The 13,122-nt window shown below is 33.2% G+C and carries 20 protein-coding genes and 1 tRNA gene; 15 read left to right on the plus strand and 6 right to left on the minus strand.

Translation table 11 applies throughout. The annotated features are described in order from the left end of the window. The first annotated feature begins 352 nt into the window (after positions 1 to 352). From AADH04_RS12440 to AADH04_RS12450, 3 genes are all read left to right on the plus strand, one after another. A complete protein-coding gene (locus AADH04_RS12440) occupies positions 353 to 871 on the plus strand; it encodes a hypothetical protein (protein ID WP_434777592.1) in 519 nt (172 codons plus the stop codon). A gap of 172 nt (positions 872 to 1,043) precedes the next feature. Beyond that, on the plus strand, positions 1,044 to 1,754 hold the full coding sequence (locus AADH04_RS12445) for a hypothetical protein (RefSeq protein WP_434777593.1): 711 nt from the start codon (positions 1,044 to 1,046) through the stop codon (positions 1,752 to 1,754). A 155-nt stretch (positions 1,755 to 1,909) separates the two neighbouring features. Further along, positions 1,910 to 2,671 (plus strand): KilA-N domain-containing protein, encoded by a 762-nt coding sequence (locus AADH04_RS12450; RefSeq protein WP_434777594.1) that lies wholly within the window; start codon positions 1,910 to 1,912, stop codon positions 2,669 to 2,671. 147 nt (positions 2,672 to 2,818) lie between these two features. Here the strand turns inward: AADH04_RS12450 and AADH04_RS12455 are convergent, their stop codons facing one another. After that, complete coding sequence (locus AADH04_RS12455; protein ID WP_434777595.1) at positions 2,819 to 3,166, minus strand: DUF7674 family protein; 348 nt, start codon at positions 3,164 to 3,166, stop codon at positions 2,819 to 2,821. A 184-nt stretch (positions 3,167 to 3,350) separates the two neighbouring features. On the opposite strand from AADH04_RS12455, the gene AADH04_RS12460 reads away from it, so the two are divergent. Further along, positions 3,351 to 3,677: a hypothetical protein gene (locus tag AADH04_RS12460; protein ID WP_434777596.1), complete on the plus strand. Its 327-nt coding sequence runs from the start codon at positions 3,351 to 3,353 to the stop codon at positions 3,675 to 3,677. A gap of 37 nt (positions 3,678 to 3,714) precedes the next feature. On the opposite strand, the gene AADH04_RS12465 is transcribed toward AADH04_RS12460, so the two are convergent. Next, positions 3,715 to 4,167: a hypothetical protein gene (locus AADH04_RS12465; protein WP_434777597.1), complete on the minus strand. Its 453-nt coding sequence runs from the start codon at positions 4,165 to 4,167 to the stop codon at positions 3,715 to 3,717. 511 nt (positions 4,168 to 4,678) lie between these two features. Beyond that, the gene (locus tag AADH04_RS12470) at positions 4,679 to 5,080 is read right to left on the minus strand and encodes a hypothetical protein (protein WP_434777598.1); all 402 of its coding nucleotides are present in this window, start codon (positions 5,078 to 5,080) and stop codon (positions 4,679 to 4,681) included. Positions 5,081 to 5,126: 46 nt separating this feature from the next. On the opposite strand from AADH04_RS12470, the gene AADH04_RS12475 reads away from it, so the two are divergent. Beyond that, positions 5,127 to 5,624 (plus strand): tyrosine-type recombinase/integrase, encoded by a 498-nt coding sequence (locus AADH04_RS12475; protein WP_434777599.1) that lies wholly within the window; start codon positions 5,127 to 5,129, stop codon positions 5,622 to 5,624. 84 nt (positions 5,625 to 5,708) lie between these two features. Further along, positions 5,709 to 5,784, plus strand: a tRNA-Ala gene (locus AADH04_RS12480). 50 nt (positions 5,785 to 5,834) lie between these two features. Here the strand turns inward: AADH04_RS12480 and AADH04_RS12485 are convergent. Beyond that, the gene (locus AADH04_RS12485; RefSeq protein ID WP_434777600.1) at positions 5,835 to 6,236 is read right to left on the minus strand and encodes a site-specific integrase; all 402 of its coding nucleotides are present in this window, start codon (positions 6,234 to 6,236) and stop codon (positions 5,835 to 5,837) included. On the opposite strand from AADH04_RS12485, the gene AADH04_RS12490 reads away from it, so the two are divergent. Further along, positions 6,191 to 6,820 carry a hypothetical protein gene (locus AADH04_RS12490; protein WP_434779865.1) on the plus strand — a complete coding sequence of 210 codons (630 nt, stop codon included), beginning with the start codon at positions 6,191 to 6,193 and terminating at the stop codon, positions 6,818 to 6,820. The two genes, AADH04_RS12485 and AADH04_RS12490, sit on opposite strands and share 46 nt — an antisense overlap. A 376-nt stretch (positions 6,821 to 7,196) precedes the next feature. Here AADH04_RS12490 and AADH04_RS12495 read toward each other — a convergent pair whose 3' ends face one another. Continuing rightward, the gene (locus AADH04_RS12495; RefSeq protein ID WP_434777601.1) at positions 7,197 to 7,574 is read right to left on the minus strand and encodes a hypothetical protein; all 378 of its coding nucleotides are present in this window, start codon (positions 7,572 to 7,574) and stop codon (positions 7,197 to 7,199) included. Positions 7,575 to 7,810: 236 nt separating this feature from the next. Between AADH04_RS12495 and AADH04_RS12500 the strand changes: the two genes are divergently transcribed. The 8 genes from AADH04_RS12500 to AADH04_RS12535 all read left to right on the plus strand — a co-directional run bounded on the left by AADH04_RS12500 (position 7,811) and on the right by AADH04_RS12535 (position 12,463). Continuing rightward, positions 7,811 to 8,452: a hypothetical protein gene (locus AADH04_RS12500; RefSeq protein WP_434777602.1), complete on the plus strand. Its 642-nt coding sequence runs from the start codon at positions 7,811 to 7,813 to the stop codon at positions 8,450 to 8,452. Positions 8,453 to 8,562: 110 nt separating this feature from the next. Next, positions 8,563 to 9,159, plus strand: a complete 597-nt coding sequence (locus AADH04_RS12505) for a DUF2441 domain-containing protein (protein WP_434777603.1) — start codon at positions 8,563 to 8,565, stop codon at positions 9,157 to 9,159. Positions 9,160 to 9,270: 111 nt separating this feature from the next. Continuing rightward, positions 9,271 to 9,567, plus strand: a complete 297-nt coding sequence (locus AADH04_RS12510; protein ID WP_434777604.1) for a hypothetical protein — start codon at positions 9,271 to 9,273, stop codon at positions 9,565 to 9,567. 261 nt (positions 9,568 to 9,828) lie between these two features. Then, positions 9,829 to 10,308 carry a zincin-like metallopeptidase domain-containing protein gene (locus AADH04_RS12515; protein WP_434777605.1) on the plus strand — a complete coding sequence of 160 codons (480 nt, stop codon included), beginning with the start codon at positions 9,829 to 9,831 and terminating at the stop codon, positions 10,306 to 10,308. Next, complete coding sequence (locus AADH04_RS12520) at positions 10,245 to 10,676, plus strand: CHAP domain-containing protein (protein WP_434777606.1); 432 nt, start codon at positions 10,245 to 10,247, stop codon at positions 10,674 to 10,676. The genes AADH04_RS12515 and AADH04_RS12520 overlap by 64 nt, the downstream gene beginning before the upstream one ends. 1 nt (position 10,677) lies before the next feature. Continuing rightward, on the plus strand, positions 10,678 to 11,049 hold the full coding sequence (locus AADH04_RS12525; RefSeq protein WP_434777607.1) for a hypothetical protein: 372 nt from the start codon (positions 10,678 to 10,680) through the stop codon (positions 11,047 to 11,049). 29 nt (positions 11,050 to 11,078) lie between these two features. Continuing rightward, on the plus strand, positions 11,079 to 11,531 hold the full coding sequence (locus AADH04_RS12530) for a DUF6932 family protein (protein ID WP_434777608.1): 453 nt from the start codon (positions 11,079 to 11,081) through the stop codon (positions 11,529 to 11,531). Continuing rightward, positions 11,528 to 12,463 (plus strand): hypothetical protein, encoded by a 936-nt coding sequence (locus AADH04_RS12535; RefSeq protein ID WP_434777609.1) that lies wholly within the window; start codon positions 11,528 to 11,530, stop codon positions 12,461 to 12,463. The genes AADH04_RS12530 and AADH04_RS12535 overlap by 4 nt, the downstream gene beginning before the upstream one ends. Before the next feature lie 111 nt (positions 12,464 to 12,574). Here AADH04_RS12535 and AADH04_RS12540 read toward each other — a convergent pair whose 3' ends face one another. Further along, complete coding sequence (locus tag AADH04_RS12540; protein WP_434777610.1) at positions 12,575 to 13,084, minus strand: DUF805 domain-containing protein; 510 nt, start codon at positions 13,082 to 13,084, stop codon at positions 12,575 to 12,577. Positions 13,085 to 13,122 lie beyond the last annotated feature (38 nt).

The following is a 13,122-nucleotide window of genomic DNA, read 5'->3' on the forward strand; positions in this document are numbered from 1 at the left end:
CTACATCATATTACAAAAAAACGTTCTAATAAATGCTTACTTTTTATACAGCTTTAGAGCCTTTGTTTACGTTATCTTCTTTTGTTTTATTAGAACGTTTTAACTATCAAATCTTAACCAAAATCAACCCAAATTCTCAGCAGTAATCTACAATAATTTATATATACCAGAATACAAATAAACCAGTTTATATATATCAAAATGAGTTTTAATATATATAAATTCACAGTTTGCAAAAATCGTTAGTTTGCGCAATTCTGCAAATTGTAATAAATTACGAAATAAGGTGGAAAACTAATATAAATAGTCATGCTTTATATTATTGCCATCAATTTATTATTGGAAATAATTTATGAATATAGATTTGCTAAAACAAAATAATTGGAAATGTAATTCTAGAATGGATAGAAATCTTTGGAGACTTGTGTATATTCTCCCTGCAATTATTTCAATTTTGTTTTTTTTGCTTGATGGTGTTCAAATATCGGGTATTTTATTTTCTCTAAGTCTTGTCTATATTTCAGTATCTTTTATTCTAATATTAATGACTTTTCTTATAGCTAGAGATGCAAATTGCCCAATTAGTATTTGGGATGTTTTTCCTAGTATTTTTTTTCCAAAAGAGATCAAGGTTTTTTTAGATGCAATAGAGGTAGAAGGCAATACTATCCTCATAGCAGATGTTAAAGAGGTTCTTTTTCTTGGGCATCGTTCCAGATTCGGTCATGACAAGTGTTATAAAATTATTTTTCACAAATCGGCCGCCATGAAAAATATTTATATTATTGTTCGTAGTCCTGATGAAAAACATGAACTTAAACAAGAAAATGTTTTTATGAGTATGTTAATAAAATCAGGGAAAAAAGAATAGGCTGCTTTAGTTCCATGAGGGGAGTCGCCATAAACTTCACTTTTACACAATCCGTAAATTAGATATATCTGAATTCCGATGTACTATTGAATGAATTTCATAATAAGAGGGTTATAGAAGTGGAAGCAAATAGCTTATAATATGAACATAATTATTTAATCAATATTAAAAAATGAATCCTTTAATACTAGAAGCATCAACAGATATAGCCGAGGTAGTTTTATTTAGTTTCGATGGACTGCCTGAAACTTATACTAGTAATATAAAAGCTTTGGAGGAAGATAAAAAATTATTACGTATTCACACTGAGGCTGATGGGGCTTTTATAATACACCTCTATATTGATACTGATATACCTGAAGACCTCTTATATAATGTTGAAACTGAAATTGAGAACCAAGAGTTAAGACTGTATGATGGGCAGTTTGCATTTGGTGGAGCAGAGGAAATATGTGATAGTTTTTATGGGGATAGAATTGATATTCAACCAGGGGTGTATAAAGTTTCTATTTTTTCTGTTGATTATTCAGAGTTTGAAAATGATGATCGTATACAAAAATGTAATGATACCATTAGAGAAAAAACAATAGCCAAAATTGGGGAATCAGCTTATATTGAAGTTAGCAACAAAATATACAAACAACAAAATGGCTGTTTATTTACTTTAATACTTTGTATTATCGCTTCAATAATTTTACTATTTTCCTCACTATCTTATAAAATATTATGGATAATTGGCATTTTTATTTTATTTTTTAATATAAACAATATATTTTTTAAACAAAAACCTACCAAAAATGAAAAAATATTTTTTCAAATAAAAGATGAAACTGAAAAATTATATTTTTATCATTATATTGGTATGATGAAAAAGATAGATTAAAAAAACTCCTACACTATAGAAACCAAATTAATAATCAGCCACTCCCTATGTAATAGTCTTCTGTGTGTATCATAAATATAAATTTTAGTCAAATGTTCTTATGCTGATGAGTTTTTGTTAATATTTTGTCATGTTAATTTAAATGGCTAAATATAATGGAAAATTACCAGCAATCACTAGATTTAATTCCTAGACAAACTGATAACGGATTAATTCATCAAAGGGCTATTGATGGCTACATTAACGCTACTGCAATGTGTAAATCAGTAGGCAAGCAATTTGGTGATTATGCGAGATTACAAAGTACATCTGAATATATTAAAGAGTTATCCTCGGATACGGGGTTGCCGGATAATGTACTGATTCAAGTTTATAGGGGTGGCTACCAATCAGGAACATGGGTTCATCTCGATATTGCTATACATCTAGCTCAATGGCTTTCCGCAAAATTTGCAGTTCAAGTAGCACGATGGGTTAGGGAGTGGCTTTCTAGAGGTGTACAACAAGGTCATGCTATACCTATTCATATACAAAGATATTTGGCAAATAGAGGAAAAATTCCTCATACACATTTTTCCATGTTAAATGAAATGAATCTTCATTTGGTTGCTCCTTTAGAGCAGGCTGGCTATACCATACCAGAAAATATGGTTCCAGATATTTCTGAGGGCCGAGCTTTTTGCTCTTGGCTAAGAGCAAATAGAAATATTGAACCAAAAAATTTTCCAAAATATGAACACGAGTATCCTGATGGAAGAGTTGTTCAAGCGACATTGTACCCCAATGAATATTTAGCTGACTTTCGGTATCATTTTAATGAAATCTGGATGAAAGAGCATGCAGTAAGATATTTTTCAGGAAGAGATCAGAAAGCATTATCTTATGTAAACACCTTTTTATTGCCTAATAGTAATTAATTTTATGACATTTTCATGACGGGATATCCAGTTAAGGGATTTGCATAAATTATATATTAAAAAACATTCAATTATATAAATTAAAAAAAATTCAAAACGCATATTTTGTTTTTATCACCCCATCTCTATAAATGTAGTGTGGTAGATTTAGTGCTTAAGTAGAAAACTCTCACCATGAAAAGCTAAAAACAGTTGTTTTGATGTCTGAGGTAATAAATCAAATGCCCATTTTTCTGTTTTTAAAATTAACAATGGCTCCAAAAAAGAAACATCTATTGCATTTTTTAACTTAGAATTACCCAAACGATAAAATTTATCAGCTAATTGAAAGCAATTTAATACTATATCTTGATTTTTTTGTTTAATCTGCTGTTCGACAAAAAGCGAAAAGACCGTCATTTCAAAATGTAGCAGCCCCCCTTGCTTATTTATATCCTTTGTTAACTCAGGGAAAGTTTCTTTTAATTCTCTTAAAAAATCACTTCTATGTAACATAATAATCTCATTTTTTGCTGTTATTTCCAAAGTATAAATACTAAAATAAAAACAACAATAATTAAATAGACGAAAAACCATTTCGCTTAACAAATTCGCCTTATTTTTCCTCTAATGTAGTGTGGTAGAATAGGGTATGAAAAAATTAATGAGCCTTTTTATAAAATGGTGAGAACAAAAAGAAATGAATAAAAAAGTAATAAAATGGATACCTGTTTTTATAATTAGTGCTATTGCTATATTTTTAATTGCCACAATAGTAGATTACAAGATCACAAATAGACATTTTTCAGAATTTTGCAACATACCAAAAGATGAGAAAATCACGGTATCTCAGATAAAGCAATATTTATCAGAAGACGAGAATAAGAAGATTAAACTTATGCAAAACTCACCTGATTTTTTTACAATCTCCACAAAAACAAATCTCCTTAAATGGTCTTGTTTTTGTAACATGTATATAGATGCTGACGGGAATATTACTTCATCTAAGATTGTAAAATATGATTAATCATTTGGAGCTATCATTATAATAGCTCCTTTTTTTGCTATTTATTACTTTCTCTAAACTCATCAATCACCTGACCATAAACTTGCCATTCTGCTAATTCGTCTCGCTGTTCGTCAGAGATTTTTCCCATTTTTGTATATCTTTCTGCACATTGTTGGAGTAAGTCCCAGCTTTGGGTAGTGGCTTCATTAGATGCGCTGAGGCTGGTGGTGGTAGTGGATTGCTGACGTTTAAGACTGGTAATTGTTTGGCGCAACCTGTTAAGCTCATTATCAGCATTGGCAGCAGCAAGCTTAGTATTTTCTTTTTCATTGATCAATTCCTTCTGTTTTTGTGCATGTTTATCAATTGCAGCTTGTTCTTTCTTACGTGCATCTTCTGAAGCTTTAAGAGCTGCCACAGTCTCAGCCTGAATACGTTTGGCTTCACTTAAAGCCCAGTCTTTTTTTACATAATCTTGGCCAAGCCAAATACAAAATAGGCCATACACAGCAATAATCAAAAATATAAGAATAGGCTGTCAATATTTAAAAAATAATTTAGCAATATTAAGTCCCAACCCTTAAAAACCCCTTGCGGCTTGAAATTAGACGTTTACGTTCATAAACTCCATCACCATCACGACTATCCCTTAAGGTTCTCCTCACTATATTGTTCACATTTAGGCCCTGAGTATGAAAGAATTGGATCGATAGAAAAGTTAATAATTATTGTTAAGGCCAACATTAACAATACATGCTTATTTTTTATTATATATATGGCCGATACTATCCTCAAACAAAATGCTATAAAACATATTATGAGCATTCCATATATTGATAAATAAGCCTCTCCTAACACAACATGTGGGCAATGTGAGCCTGAACTAACGAAGAAAGCATAAAATACTTCATATATTGATAATAAAACCATGAAGAAGAAGTAAAAGTATAGAAAGTTTAGCCATGCAATTTTTTTCATAAGATAGTAACCATAAATTTCTAGAACAATATCGAATAACTTTATTCATTACCATAATCAAGTGGCTCAACTGCTTCTGGTGGCGGTGACATATGAAGCTCAAGAACTCTTAATGGTTCGCATATTTCCATATCTGGAGCTGAATAAAAAATAATTGGGAAAACAGAGAGATTTATAATCATAGTTATAACTAAAGCCACTATTACATATAGTTGCTTGTTTTTTATTAAGAAGAATAGCATACATAAGGATAATAGTATTCTTAGGCAAAATGCAATTAAGCATATTGTCATTATTTTTTCTGCTGATATAAGTCTTGGGCAGTGACCAGCACCAAGTGTAGCCATACTACTTAATGCCGTAGCTAATATTTCAGCACCAGACAGGACAAGCATAAATATGATGTATAAGATGAGAAAGATAAACCATATGTTTTTTTTCATGAGAATGATTTTACCATAACATAAAGTAATTTTTTAGGAAGTGACTATGAAAATACCAATTATATGCGGCCTTGTGCCGTTTTTTTTATTGCTGTGTGGTTTGTGTTCAGGCGGTGCTTTAGATGATTTTTTAAAAGAACCATGGACCCCTTCGGGGCAGGTAATTGTACATGATCAGGACACTATAGATGTTATTGCACAAATGACACCAGAAATTAAAGATATTTTAGATGTAGTCAAAAGCTTAACAAACAAAGAAATTGAATATGTTTTTGTGACCAAAAAAGGTGAGCCATTTACGGCAAGCGGTTTAAGGTCAGCATGGAATAGGGCTTGTGAAAGAGTGGGGATAAAAGGAATTACTTTAAAAGATATCAGGCCAAAATCTTTAACAGATGCATCTTTATCAGGTTTTGAACTTAAACAACTTAGCGTGATTGCTGCCCATAGTGATACTAAGACAACGGAGGGTTACATCAAGAAAAAAGAAACGCCAGTTAGTGAAGTAAAACTAACTTTACCCGACAAAAAAAATGACGTATAATCCGTCCGATATTAGAATGCGTTCTAATATTGTTTAATAAGCCAGTTTTGATATTTTTACGAAATCCTTACTGGTATTGTCTTTGGGGGTATAGCTCAGTTGGTAGAGCGCTTGCATGGCATGCAAGAGGTCAGCGGTTCGATCCCGCTTACCTCCACCAAAAGAGCTTTTTATATCATCAAATTAGGTCACTCTGCCAAGTGGCCTTTTTTAATGAAATTTGTTTTGTGCCAATTTTGTGCCAGCCTTTGACACGTTGTTGGCAACGTCTAGTAAAAACGTTGTGCTTAAATGAGCATATTTCCTCATTGTTTTCGGACTACTCCATCCTCCTAATTCTTGAAGTTCATACTGTGAGGTTCCTGACATAATATGTCTAGTCGCCCATGTATGCCGCAAATCATGAAAATGAAAGTCTCCAAGTCCAGCACGCTTAACTGCTTTTTTAAATGCACTTGCATTAGCATTTTTGATGGGCATGTCTTTATAGGTAAAAACAAATAGTTTATGTTTTTCCTTCTGGGACATGATTATATTTAAAGCATCATCATTTAAAGGGGTTCCAATTGATTGTCTTGTCTTTGACTGATCTGCATGTGTCTGGCTTGGCAAAAGGAATACATAAAATGGCTTTATATCCAGCAGTGGTTAAATCAATAGACCGAGACAAAAGAAAAGTTAAGTTCGAAATGGAAGGGTTTACCAGTGGCGCTCATGAGTTACCTGAAGCTGAGTTGATGTATGCGTTTGGTGATAGGCCAGAGAATACAGAGGTAGAAATCATAGTCGGTGATTTAGTCTGGGTAGATTTCCTTTATGGTGATCAAAACTATCCGATTCTTGTGGGTAGGCGTAACAAGGCATCTGAAAACATCATAAAGCTTCGTAAATGGCACCATGAGAATATCGAACTTAATGCAGATCAGGAGGTGACAATCAAAGGAACAAAACTCATACTTGATTTTACAACTATAGAAGTAAAAGGGGTTTCAGAGTTTAAAGACGAAGCAACGTTTGTCAGTCAAGCCAATATGAATGGCGGCATTGCGAATACTGGTGAAGGTTCAGAAGGCGTTGAGGCCAAAGGCGGCTTTAATGTTAAAGAAGGAAAACTAAGACATAATGGTACGGATGTTGGTGATACTCATAAACATTACGTCAATACGGTTGGAGCCAATACGGGGGAGCCGATATAAAACAGGGTTTTAAATTGTTTGAAAATAAATTCCATTTAAATTATAATCGTGTTTCATTTATCCTTTTTGGATTACAGAAGGAGAGCTATGTTAGCCAAATTTTTGTATATCCTCAATTTGTGCTTAGTGTGTCACCATTAAGTCTTGATCGGAAGAGGATAGATTGAGGCTACGAGGATTTAAAAGTGGTTAACTACCGTTATCTAACTTTTCTACCTTGAGGTGACACTCAAGGGTTGCCTTTTATGGAGAAGGAGTAGATCAAGGCTAAACCTTCGGGGGTTAAGTTGGGTGCTGTTCGGGGTACCGGCAGTTTGTTAAAGCTCAATGATGACTATGCAACAAAAACTTCTTTCCGCCTCACCAATTATGACTCTTACACCTTTTGCTCTGTTTGTTTTCTTTCAAGGGAAATAGAAGTTTTCCCTGACTTTGCTACGACATTATAGTCTTTATATATAGCGAATATCATAACTGTGCCAAGTGCTAAAATAGCCGTAATAAGTACAGAGCTAGATACTCCACCTGCTGCCACAGCACCTGCTATAGCACTGGCTCCCCCAGTGAAAGGTATTGCAGATGCACTAGCTATTAAAATAGCTAGTGCAAACTTACTCATAGTAGTAATTTTCTTTGCATTAATAATGTGCTTGGCTAAAGCTCCTTCAACAATAATTAAGTTCTCTTTGTTACGTATTGCTGTTTTTAACTCTTCTTTCGTTTTGACAATTACTTCATTTTTAATGTGTACCATAAGTTTAACTTTCTAAATTATTTATTTTTATTATAGCACATTGGGATTGAATTGTGTTTGGTGCTTAAAAATTAATCAACTGAATATATCTAATTCAATCAACCCATATAACAAACTTATCCACAGCTTTACTCACTAAAAATGTGGGTAAGTCATACAAGCGAACACTCAAATAAATCAACCGTTACACGTTAGATAATATCTTTTATTTAACTGGTTCTATAACGGGTATCGAAATGACTGATTTAATAATCGATTACGACAAACTACAAGCGGTCTTTGATGCGTTAGTGATTAAGAATGCCCAATTAGATAGAAAATCACAGCAAATTGGCCTTGCTTTAAATCGTGCTAATGGCAACTTAAAAGTGGCTGAAAATGGCGTTCAAATCTCCAAACCCTATAAGAGCATGGGAACAACCCAGATTTGTGTCATTTATGAGTTAAGTGATGATCAAACTGTTAAAGAGATTTTTGCAGATCAGGAGCAAGAGGACTTCAAAGAAGAACCCCAAACAAACAATCAAAACGAAGAAACAACCATATCACCTGAACCTGTACAAGCAGATAGTGACTATTTAGAACCAACTACAGAGAATAAAGAAGAAATCCCAGTAGAGACTTCAATGACTCAGCCAGAAACGGTTCAAGAACAATCAACCGTATCGCAAAGTACCATTGATCTACTAAATAATGTTTTGGCTGGCAATATAAACTTAGACGATGACACATTATTCCCAAGCCTTGAACAGGCTGTTATAGAGGTCCAAGGTACAGAGTATGAGTCTTTAGCAGAAAAGGCCATAGGTAAATATACCGAGATATTGCTGGCGGTGCCAATTGCAGAGAATTATATAATGAAAGAGGCTTCAGTTTAGTATTTTTATATTAGAAAGTACATTGGCTTAAAAATAATTAAATATATTTATGTATTTGTTATATATATACTCGTTTAATGTTCAATTGTTTTTAATAACAAGGAGAGTTAATGAGTATAGACCAAGAGTTTTACTCTGTTCGGAATAAAGACATTACAATGGTTGGGCAAAATATTGGTATGACCCAACCAAGTGTTCCAGAATGTATTAAGTCAAATTCTGAATTGGTCTCTTTTTTTGAAGGAGTTTATAAAAAAGGGTTTTCTAAACATGGGGAATATTACTTATTGAATTTTTTTTGGCGTGAAGCAAAGTCACTAAATGAACAAGGGAAAATAGAAAAAGGCGTTTTTATTCCTGACTCACATTTAATAGAAATAATTTTTGAACAGAGAAGGCAAGTAAAAAATGGTAAACCTTCAAGATTTGAATCATTGTTTGCATGGGATAATATTGATGATGCAAAAGAGTTTTTAGAAAAAAGGGATAAAGAGAGTCCAAATAAGTATGCAATATTTAGGGTAAAGGCATTAAGTAAGAACATTCACAAAGGTGATATGAATCTGCTCCATAGAACTAACTCATTTGCAGTTGCAATGCTTTATGCAGATGATTATTGGGATGGAAAACCAAATATCTCTATTCCTCCTAAATGGGAATATTTACTGCCGTTGCCTGTCAAAGTTGTGGAAAGGATGGAAATTTAGATTGGCATTATTATAGAAAATGCTGATTTTAGGCAGCGAACACCAAAATTATGACATAGCCTCACATGGGAAAATTCCTTGTGAGGTTATTTTCTTTTTGGGGTACAAATAATGGTGTTTGATAAAGCAGACTTAATCAGCAAGCTTAAATTGCTTGGTGAATACAGAACAATAGTCAAAAGGCTAACAACAGAGGGGTTAAATGCACTGCAAAAACTACCTCTTTTAAAACGACTGAACGAACTAAGGTTATTACTTGGTGCCGCTCAGATTGCAAAAGAACCCACAATGACTACAGAAGAACCCATACAAAGAGAAAGTGAGGCAGGTGTAACCATTCCACCTGCCCGATTTCGGTTTTGCGATTGGCTCAACGAAAGAACGTTATCAATTATTAAAAGACATTAGAAACACCTGTTATTCCTTGATGATTCTATTTCATCAGCAGTTTTCAGAGCTGAAACAATGGAGTTTGTCCGATTTGGAATCATTTATTGATAGCCAGTCGTATCAAGACTATCAGACACGGGAAGAGCAGCGTTTTGAAAACAAACAAAATGAAATTGTTTCTATTCAAAAGACCATAGCCAGCAGCATTCAAGCAGTGATTAAACAACTCGCTAATGTTGCCTCTGTGATAAAGATCATTTTAACTCCCCAGAAGAGTATATGCAGACATTGTCTCATGAGTTGATTCATGCGACAAAAAATAAGGCTCCCCAATTTGGTGTAGGGCATGTGCCTAATTTTGGTAAGGGCGACTATAACTATGGTATGGAAGAGTGGCGAGCCGAGTTAGGCTCAGTAGTTTTGATGACAAGCCTAGGAGCTTCTTTTGATACCAAAAATAGTGCAAGTTATGTTCATGAGTGGTCTGATAGTGATCGTTGGTTTCAAGAACTAACAGTAGAAGATAGAGAATTAAAAATAATGCAAGCTATTGAAGCTGCAAATTTTTTACGAGAAAAAGCAGGGCTTAATAAAGTAGAGTTTTCAGAAAAAGAACTACAAGAATTAAAAGAGATTAATGAAGCTTTCCCTGAGTTGCCTAAGTCCCTATTAAAAGAGCATGGAAAGCCGTTAGCGTGGCTAAAACACAGCTTGGCGTTGTTGAGATTCCAAGAAACTCAAATAAAGGCAAGGACGTAGAGAAATACTTATCCTCAATTGGGTTAGGTGGTGGCTACGCTTGGTGCATGTCCTTTGTGTACTGGTGTGTAGAGCAAGCAGCCAAAGAATATAGAACTGCAAACCCGCTATATAGAACGGGTGGTGTTCTGATGCAATGGAACCAACGCCAAAACCTCAAAGCTTCAAAACCAATGGCAGGGGATATCTTTATTATGGACTTTGGTAAGGGTACAGGTCATTGCGGTTTTGTCACCAAGGTCGAAGGTAGTTATATCTTCACCATTGAAGGAAATACGAACTCTGCAGGGAGCCGTGATGGTGATGGGGTTTATGAACGTAAACGCCTTATCTCAAGTTGCAAGGGGTTTTTAAGGGTAGGGACTTAATATGGCTAAATTATTCCTTAAATATTGGCAACCTATTCTTATATTTTTGATTATTGCTGCGTATGGACTATTTTGTGTTTGGCTTGGTCAAGATCATGTCAAAAAAGACTGGGCATTATTGGCGACATTTCTGCTCTACATAATGTCACTTTATTTAGCACATCAATATTTTTGCAGGACATCGTATCAAAATTTTCAGCCTGAGCAAAAGATAAAAATAGTAATGGTAGTAAGATTAATTTTTTCATGCCCTATTCTACCACACTACATTTATAGGGATGGGGGAAGAATAATACCTATTATTCAAAAAAACAATTTATTTGTGTTGCTAGTATTCTTTTATTTATACATAATAATAAAATATTATTTATAAATATATGATAAAAATATTAGGAAATATAAATGAAGAGAGAATACCCTCCATTATTTAGCCCTGGGATAAAAAAAATAACTATGGAAGAGATTGATTTTTTACTGAAGGAGCCTTTTCCAAAAAGCGCAAAAAGAGAAATATTGTTTAAACAATTTTGTCAGTTATTCTCAAAACTAAAAGAATTGGGTATTCCTTTAAAAATTTGGATTGATGGCTCGTTTTGCACAGAGAAAGAAGAACCTAATGATATTGATATTGTGATTGAAATTGCAGAGGAAATTATTAACTCTTTGCCTCTTGATAAGCAAAAACAATTAGATATTTTATTAAACAATAAAATAAATAAAGTAGTATATAATTGTGACACATACTATGTTGCAAGCGAGAAAGTTCATATGCTTTCTTATTGGAGGGGGTGGTTTGGTTTTTGTCGGGATGGAGAAACAGCAAAAGGATTTCTTGTCTTGGAGTTTAATGTATGAGCGCTCTTGAGCAGTTAAGAAATAGATTAGAAAACATCAACAAGCTACTTTTTGATGAAAAAAGTACATTGCAAAATGACCCAAATAATTTTGCTTTAAAATTGAGCGTTCGTTCATTAGAAGATCATGTTTCAGATTTAGCTAAACAAATAGAACTTGCGGAAGCAGAGCAAGAAAAATCTTTAATAGAGTTACGCTTAATTGGAGAGCAAGTTAAAAATGGATCTATACCACTAAAATTATTATCTAAAATTGCAAGCCCTTTCAGTTCTGCTGTTACAAATGCTGCCTTGAAATTGCATAGTAATAACAAATATACTCCAGATAGGGAAACTATTGATAATTTTGAACGTAGTTTAGATTTGAGATTATCTTCTTTAGGAGTAGGCTCAACAAAACTTTATATCACAGGAAATGTGACTGCCGATCTTGGCGGCGATTCTTTTTTGCCGAATACATTAGAAACTATTTTTGCTTTATTAAATGCAAATGAAGAAAATTTCTATGATCTTGTTCATCATATTGGATATAAAAGTGCAAAGAGCATCGAAGAGTTTGTATCTGTGTTAGATAAAGAAAATTTAAGTGCGGATTGCTCTTGGTCTAATAAGAATGGTGATGAATTTTTCTGGAAAGGTAGAAAAGAAGAAATTACAAAAATTAAGTATCTATTAGAAAAAACTGATGAGCCAGAAGTTATAGAGATTTCAATCAAAGGTGTAGTTAATTTACTAAGTGAAACTGGTAGAATTGAAATTACACCTGATAATGAGCACAAGATAAAAGTAATGTATAAGAGTGATTTATTCCCCCAAGTTGCCAAATTAAGTCTGGGAGATAGAGCTATTTTTAAGATTGAAAAAACCTCTTTTTTCAACTCCACAGTTAATGATTATGTTTATAAATACAAATTGCTTGATGTTTTAAGCTAAATTCAGTTTACAATTTTTTTATAATGTTTTAACTAAAATAAAAAATCTATTCCACATCTGCCCCTACACAGAAGACTATTACATAGGTGCCCATAAAGTGGCAAATAAGGGTTACAAACCATTTTTAAATGCTTCATTAATAGTTTGCATAAACAAAAAAGACCAGTAAGATTGAATTAAAACTATTATGATAAGCCCGTAATTTTTTCCTTGTATAGAAGGCAAACCATATCTATTTTCTTGCTTATTTCCAGAAGCAACACTTAAAATAACCGCAAATATAACGATTATAATAGCAGTAATCTTTGCAAGCACCAGCAACCCAGTAGTAATTATTATCATAGCAGCAATCAGATAAGAACGATTAAAGTCATGTAGGCGCAATACAGATGCTCTAAAAAAAATAATTGTTGAGGGAACTAAAAAAATTACTAAAAATACTTCAGCACCTAGTAGGTCATAGCCATTAGATACTGTATAACCTATTAATTTATAGGTTATATCAAGAAAAAATGCATATAAATATATAATAGATATAGCATTAAGGAAGTTCAATCTCCCATATCGACCATTAAATCGAAAACCAATTAAAGGTGGAGCTTTAACAGTATCATTAGACATAATATATTTTTATCCTTTGTGTTTTTATAAGATATTTA

Source organism: Neisseria sp. Ec49-e6-T10 (assembly GCF_051132615.1).
GTDB lineage: Bacteria > Pseudomonadota > Gammaproteobacteria > Burkholderiales > Neisseriaceae.

What these genes read in the sequence shown, in the direction of transcription:
- AADH04_RS12440 (WP_434777592.1), top strand. Translation starts at nt 353, where the DNA reads ATGAATATAGATTTGCTAAAACAAAATAATTGGAAATGTAATTCTAGA.
- AADH04_RS12445 (WP_434777593.1), top strand. Translation starts at nt 1,044, where the DNA reads ATGAATCCTTTAATACTAGAAGCATCAACAGATATAGCCGAGGTAGTT.
- AADH04_RS12450 (WP_434777594.1), top strand. Translation starts at nt 1,910, where the DNA reads ATGGAAAATTACCAGCAATCACTAGATTTAATTCCTAGACAAACTGAT.
- AADH04_RS12455 (WP_434777595.1), bottom strand. Translation starts at nt 3,166, where the DNA reads ATGTTACATAGAAGTGATTTTTTAAGAGAATTAAAAGAAACTTTCCCT.
- AADH04_RS12460 (WP_434777596.1), top strand. Translation starts at nt 3,351, where the DNA reads ATGAATAAAAAAGTAATAAAATGGATACCTGTTTTTATAATTAGTGCT.
- AADH04_RS12470 (WP_434777598.1), bottom strand. Translation starts at nt 5,080, where the DNA reads ATGAAAAAAAACATATGGTTTATCTTTCTCATCTTATACATCATATTT.
- AADH04_RS12475 (WP_434777599.1), top strand. Translation starts at nt 5,127, where the DNA reads ATGAAAATACCAATTATATGCGGCCTTGTGCCGTTTTTTTTATTGCTG.
- AADH04_RS12495 (WP_434777601.1), bottom strand. Translation starts at nt 7,574, where the DNA reads ATGGTACACATTAAAAATGAAGTAATTGTCAAAACGAAAGAAGAGTTA.
- AADH04_RS12500 (WP_434777602.1), top strand. Translation starts at nt 7,811, where the DNA reads ATGACTGATTTAATAATCGATTACGACAAACTACAAGCGGTCTTTGAT.
- AADH04_RS12505 (WP_434777603.1), top strand. Translation starts at nt 8,563, where the DNA reads ATGAGTATAGACCAAGAGTTTTACTCTGTTCGGAATAAAGACATTACA.
- AADH04_RS12510 (WP_434777604.1), top strand. Translation starts at nt 9,271, where the DNA reads ATGGTGTTTGATAAAGCAGACTTAATCAGCAAGCTTAAATTGCTTGGT.
- AADH04_RS12515 (WP_434777605.1), top strand. Translation starts at nt 9,829, where the DNA reads ATGCAGACATTGTCTCATGAGTTGATTCATGCGACAAAAAATAAGGCT.
- AADH04_RS12525 (WP_434777607.1), top strand. Translation starts at nt 10,678, where the DNA reads ATGGCTAAATTATTCCTTAAATATTGGCAACCTATTCTTATATTTTTG.
- AADH04_RS12530 (WP_434777608.1), top strand. Translation starts at nt 11,079, where the DNA reads ATGAAGAGAGAATACCCTCCATTATTTAGCCCTGGGATAAAAAAAATA.
- AADH04_RS12535 (WP_434777609.1), top strand. Translation starts at nt 11,528, where the DNA reads ATGAGCGCTCTTGAGCAGTTAAGAAATAGATTAGAAAACATCAACAAG.
- AADH04_RS12540 (WP_434777610.1), bottom strand. Translation starts at nt 13,084, where the DNA reads ATGTCTAATGATACTGTTAAAGCTCCACCTTTAATTGGTTTTCGATTT.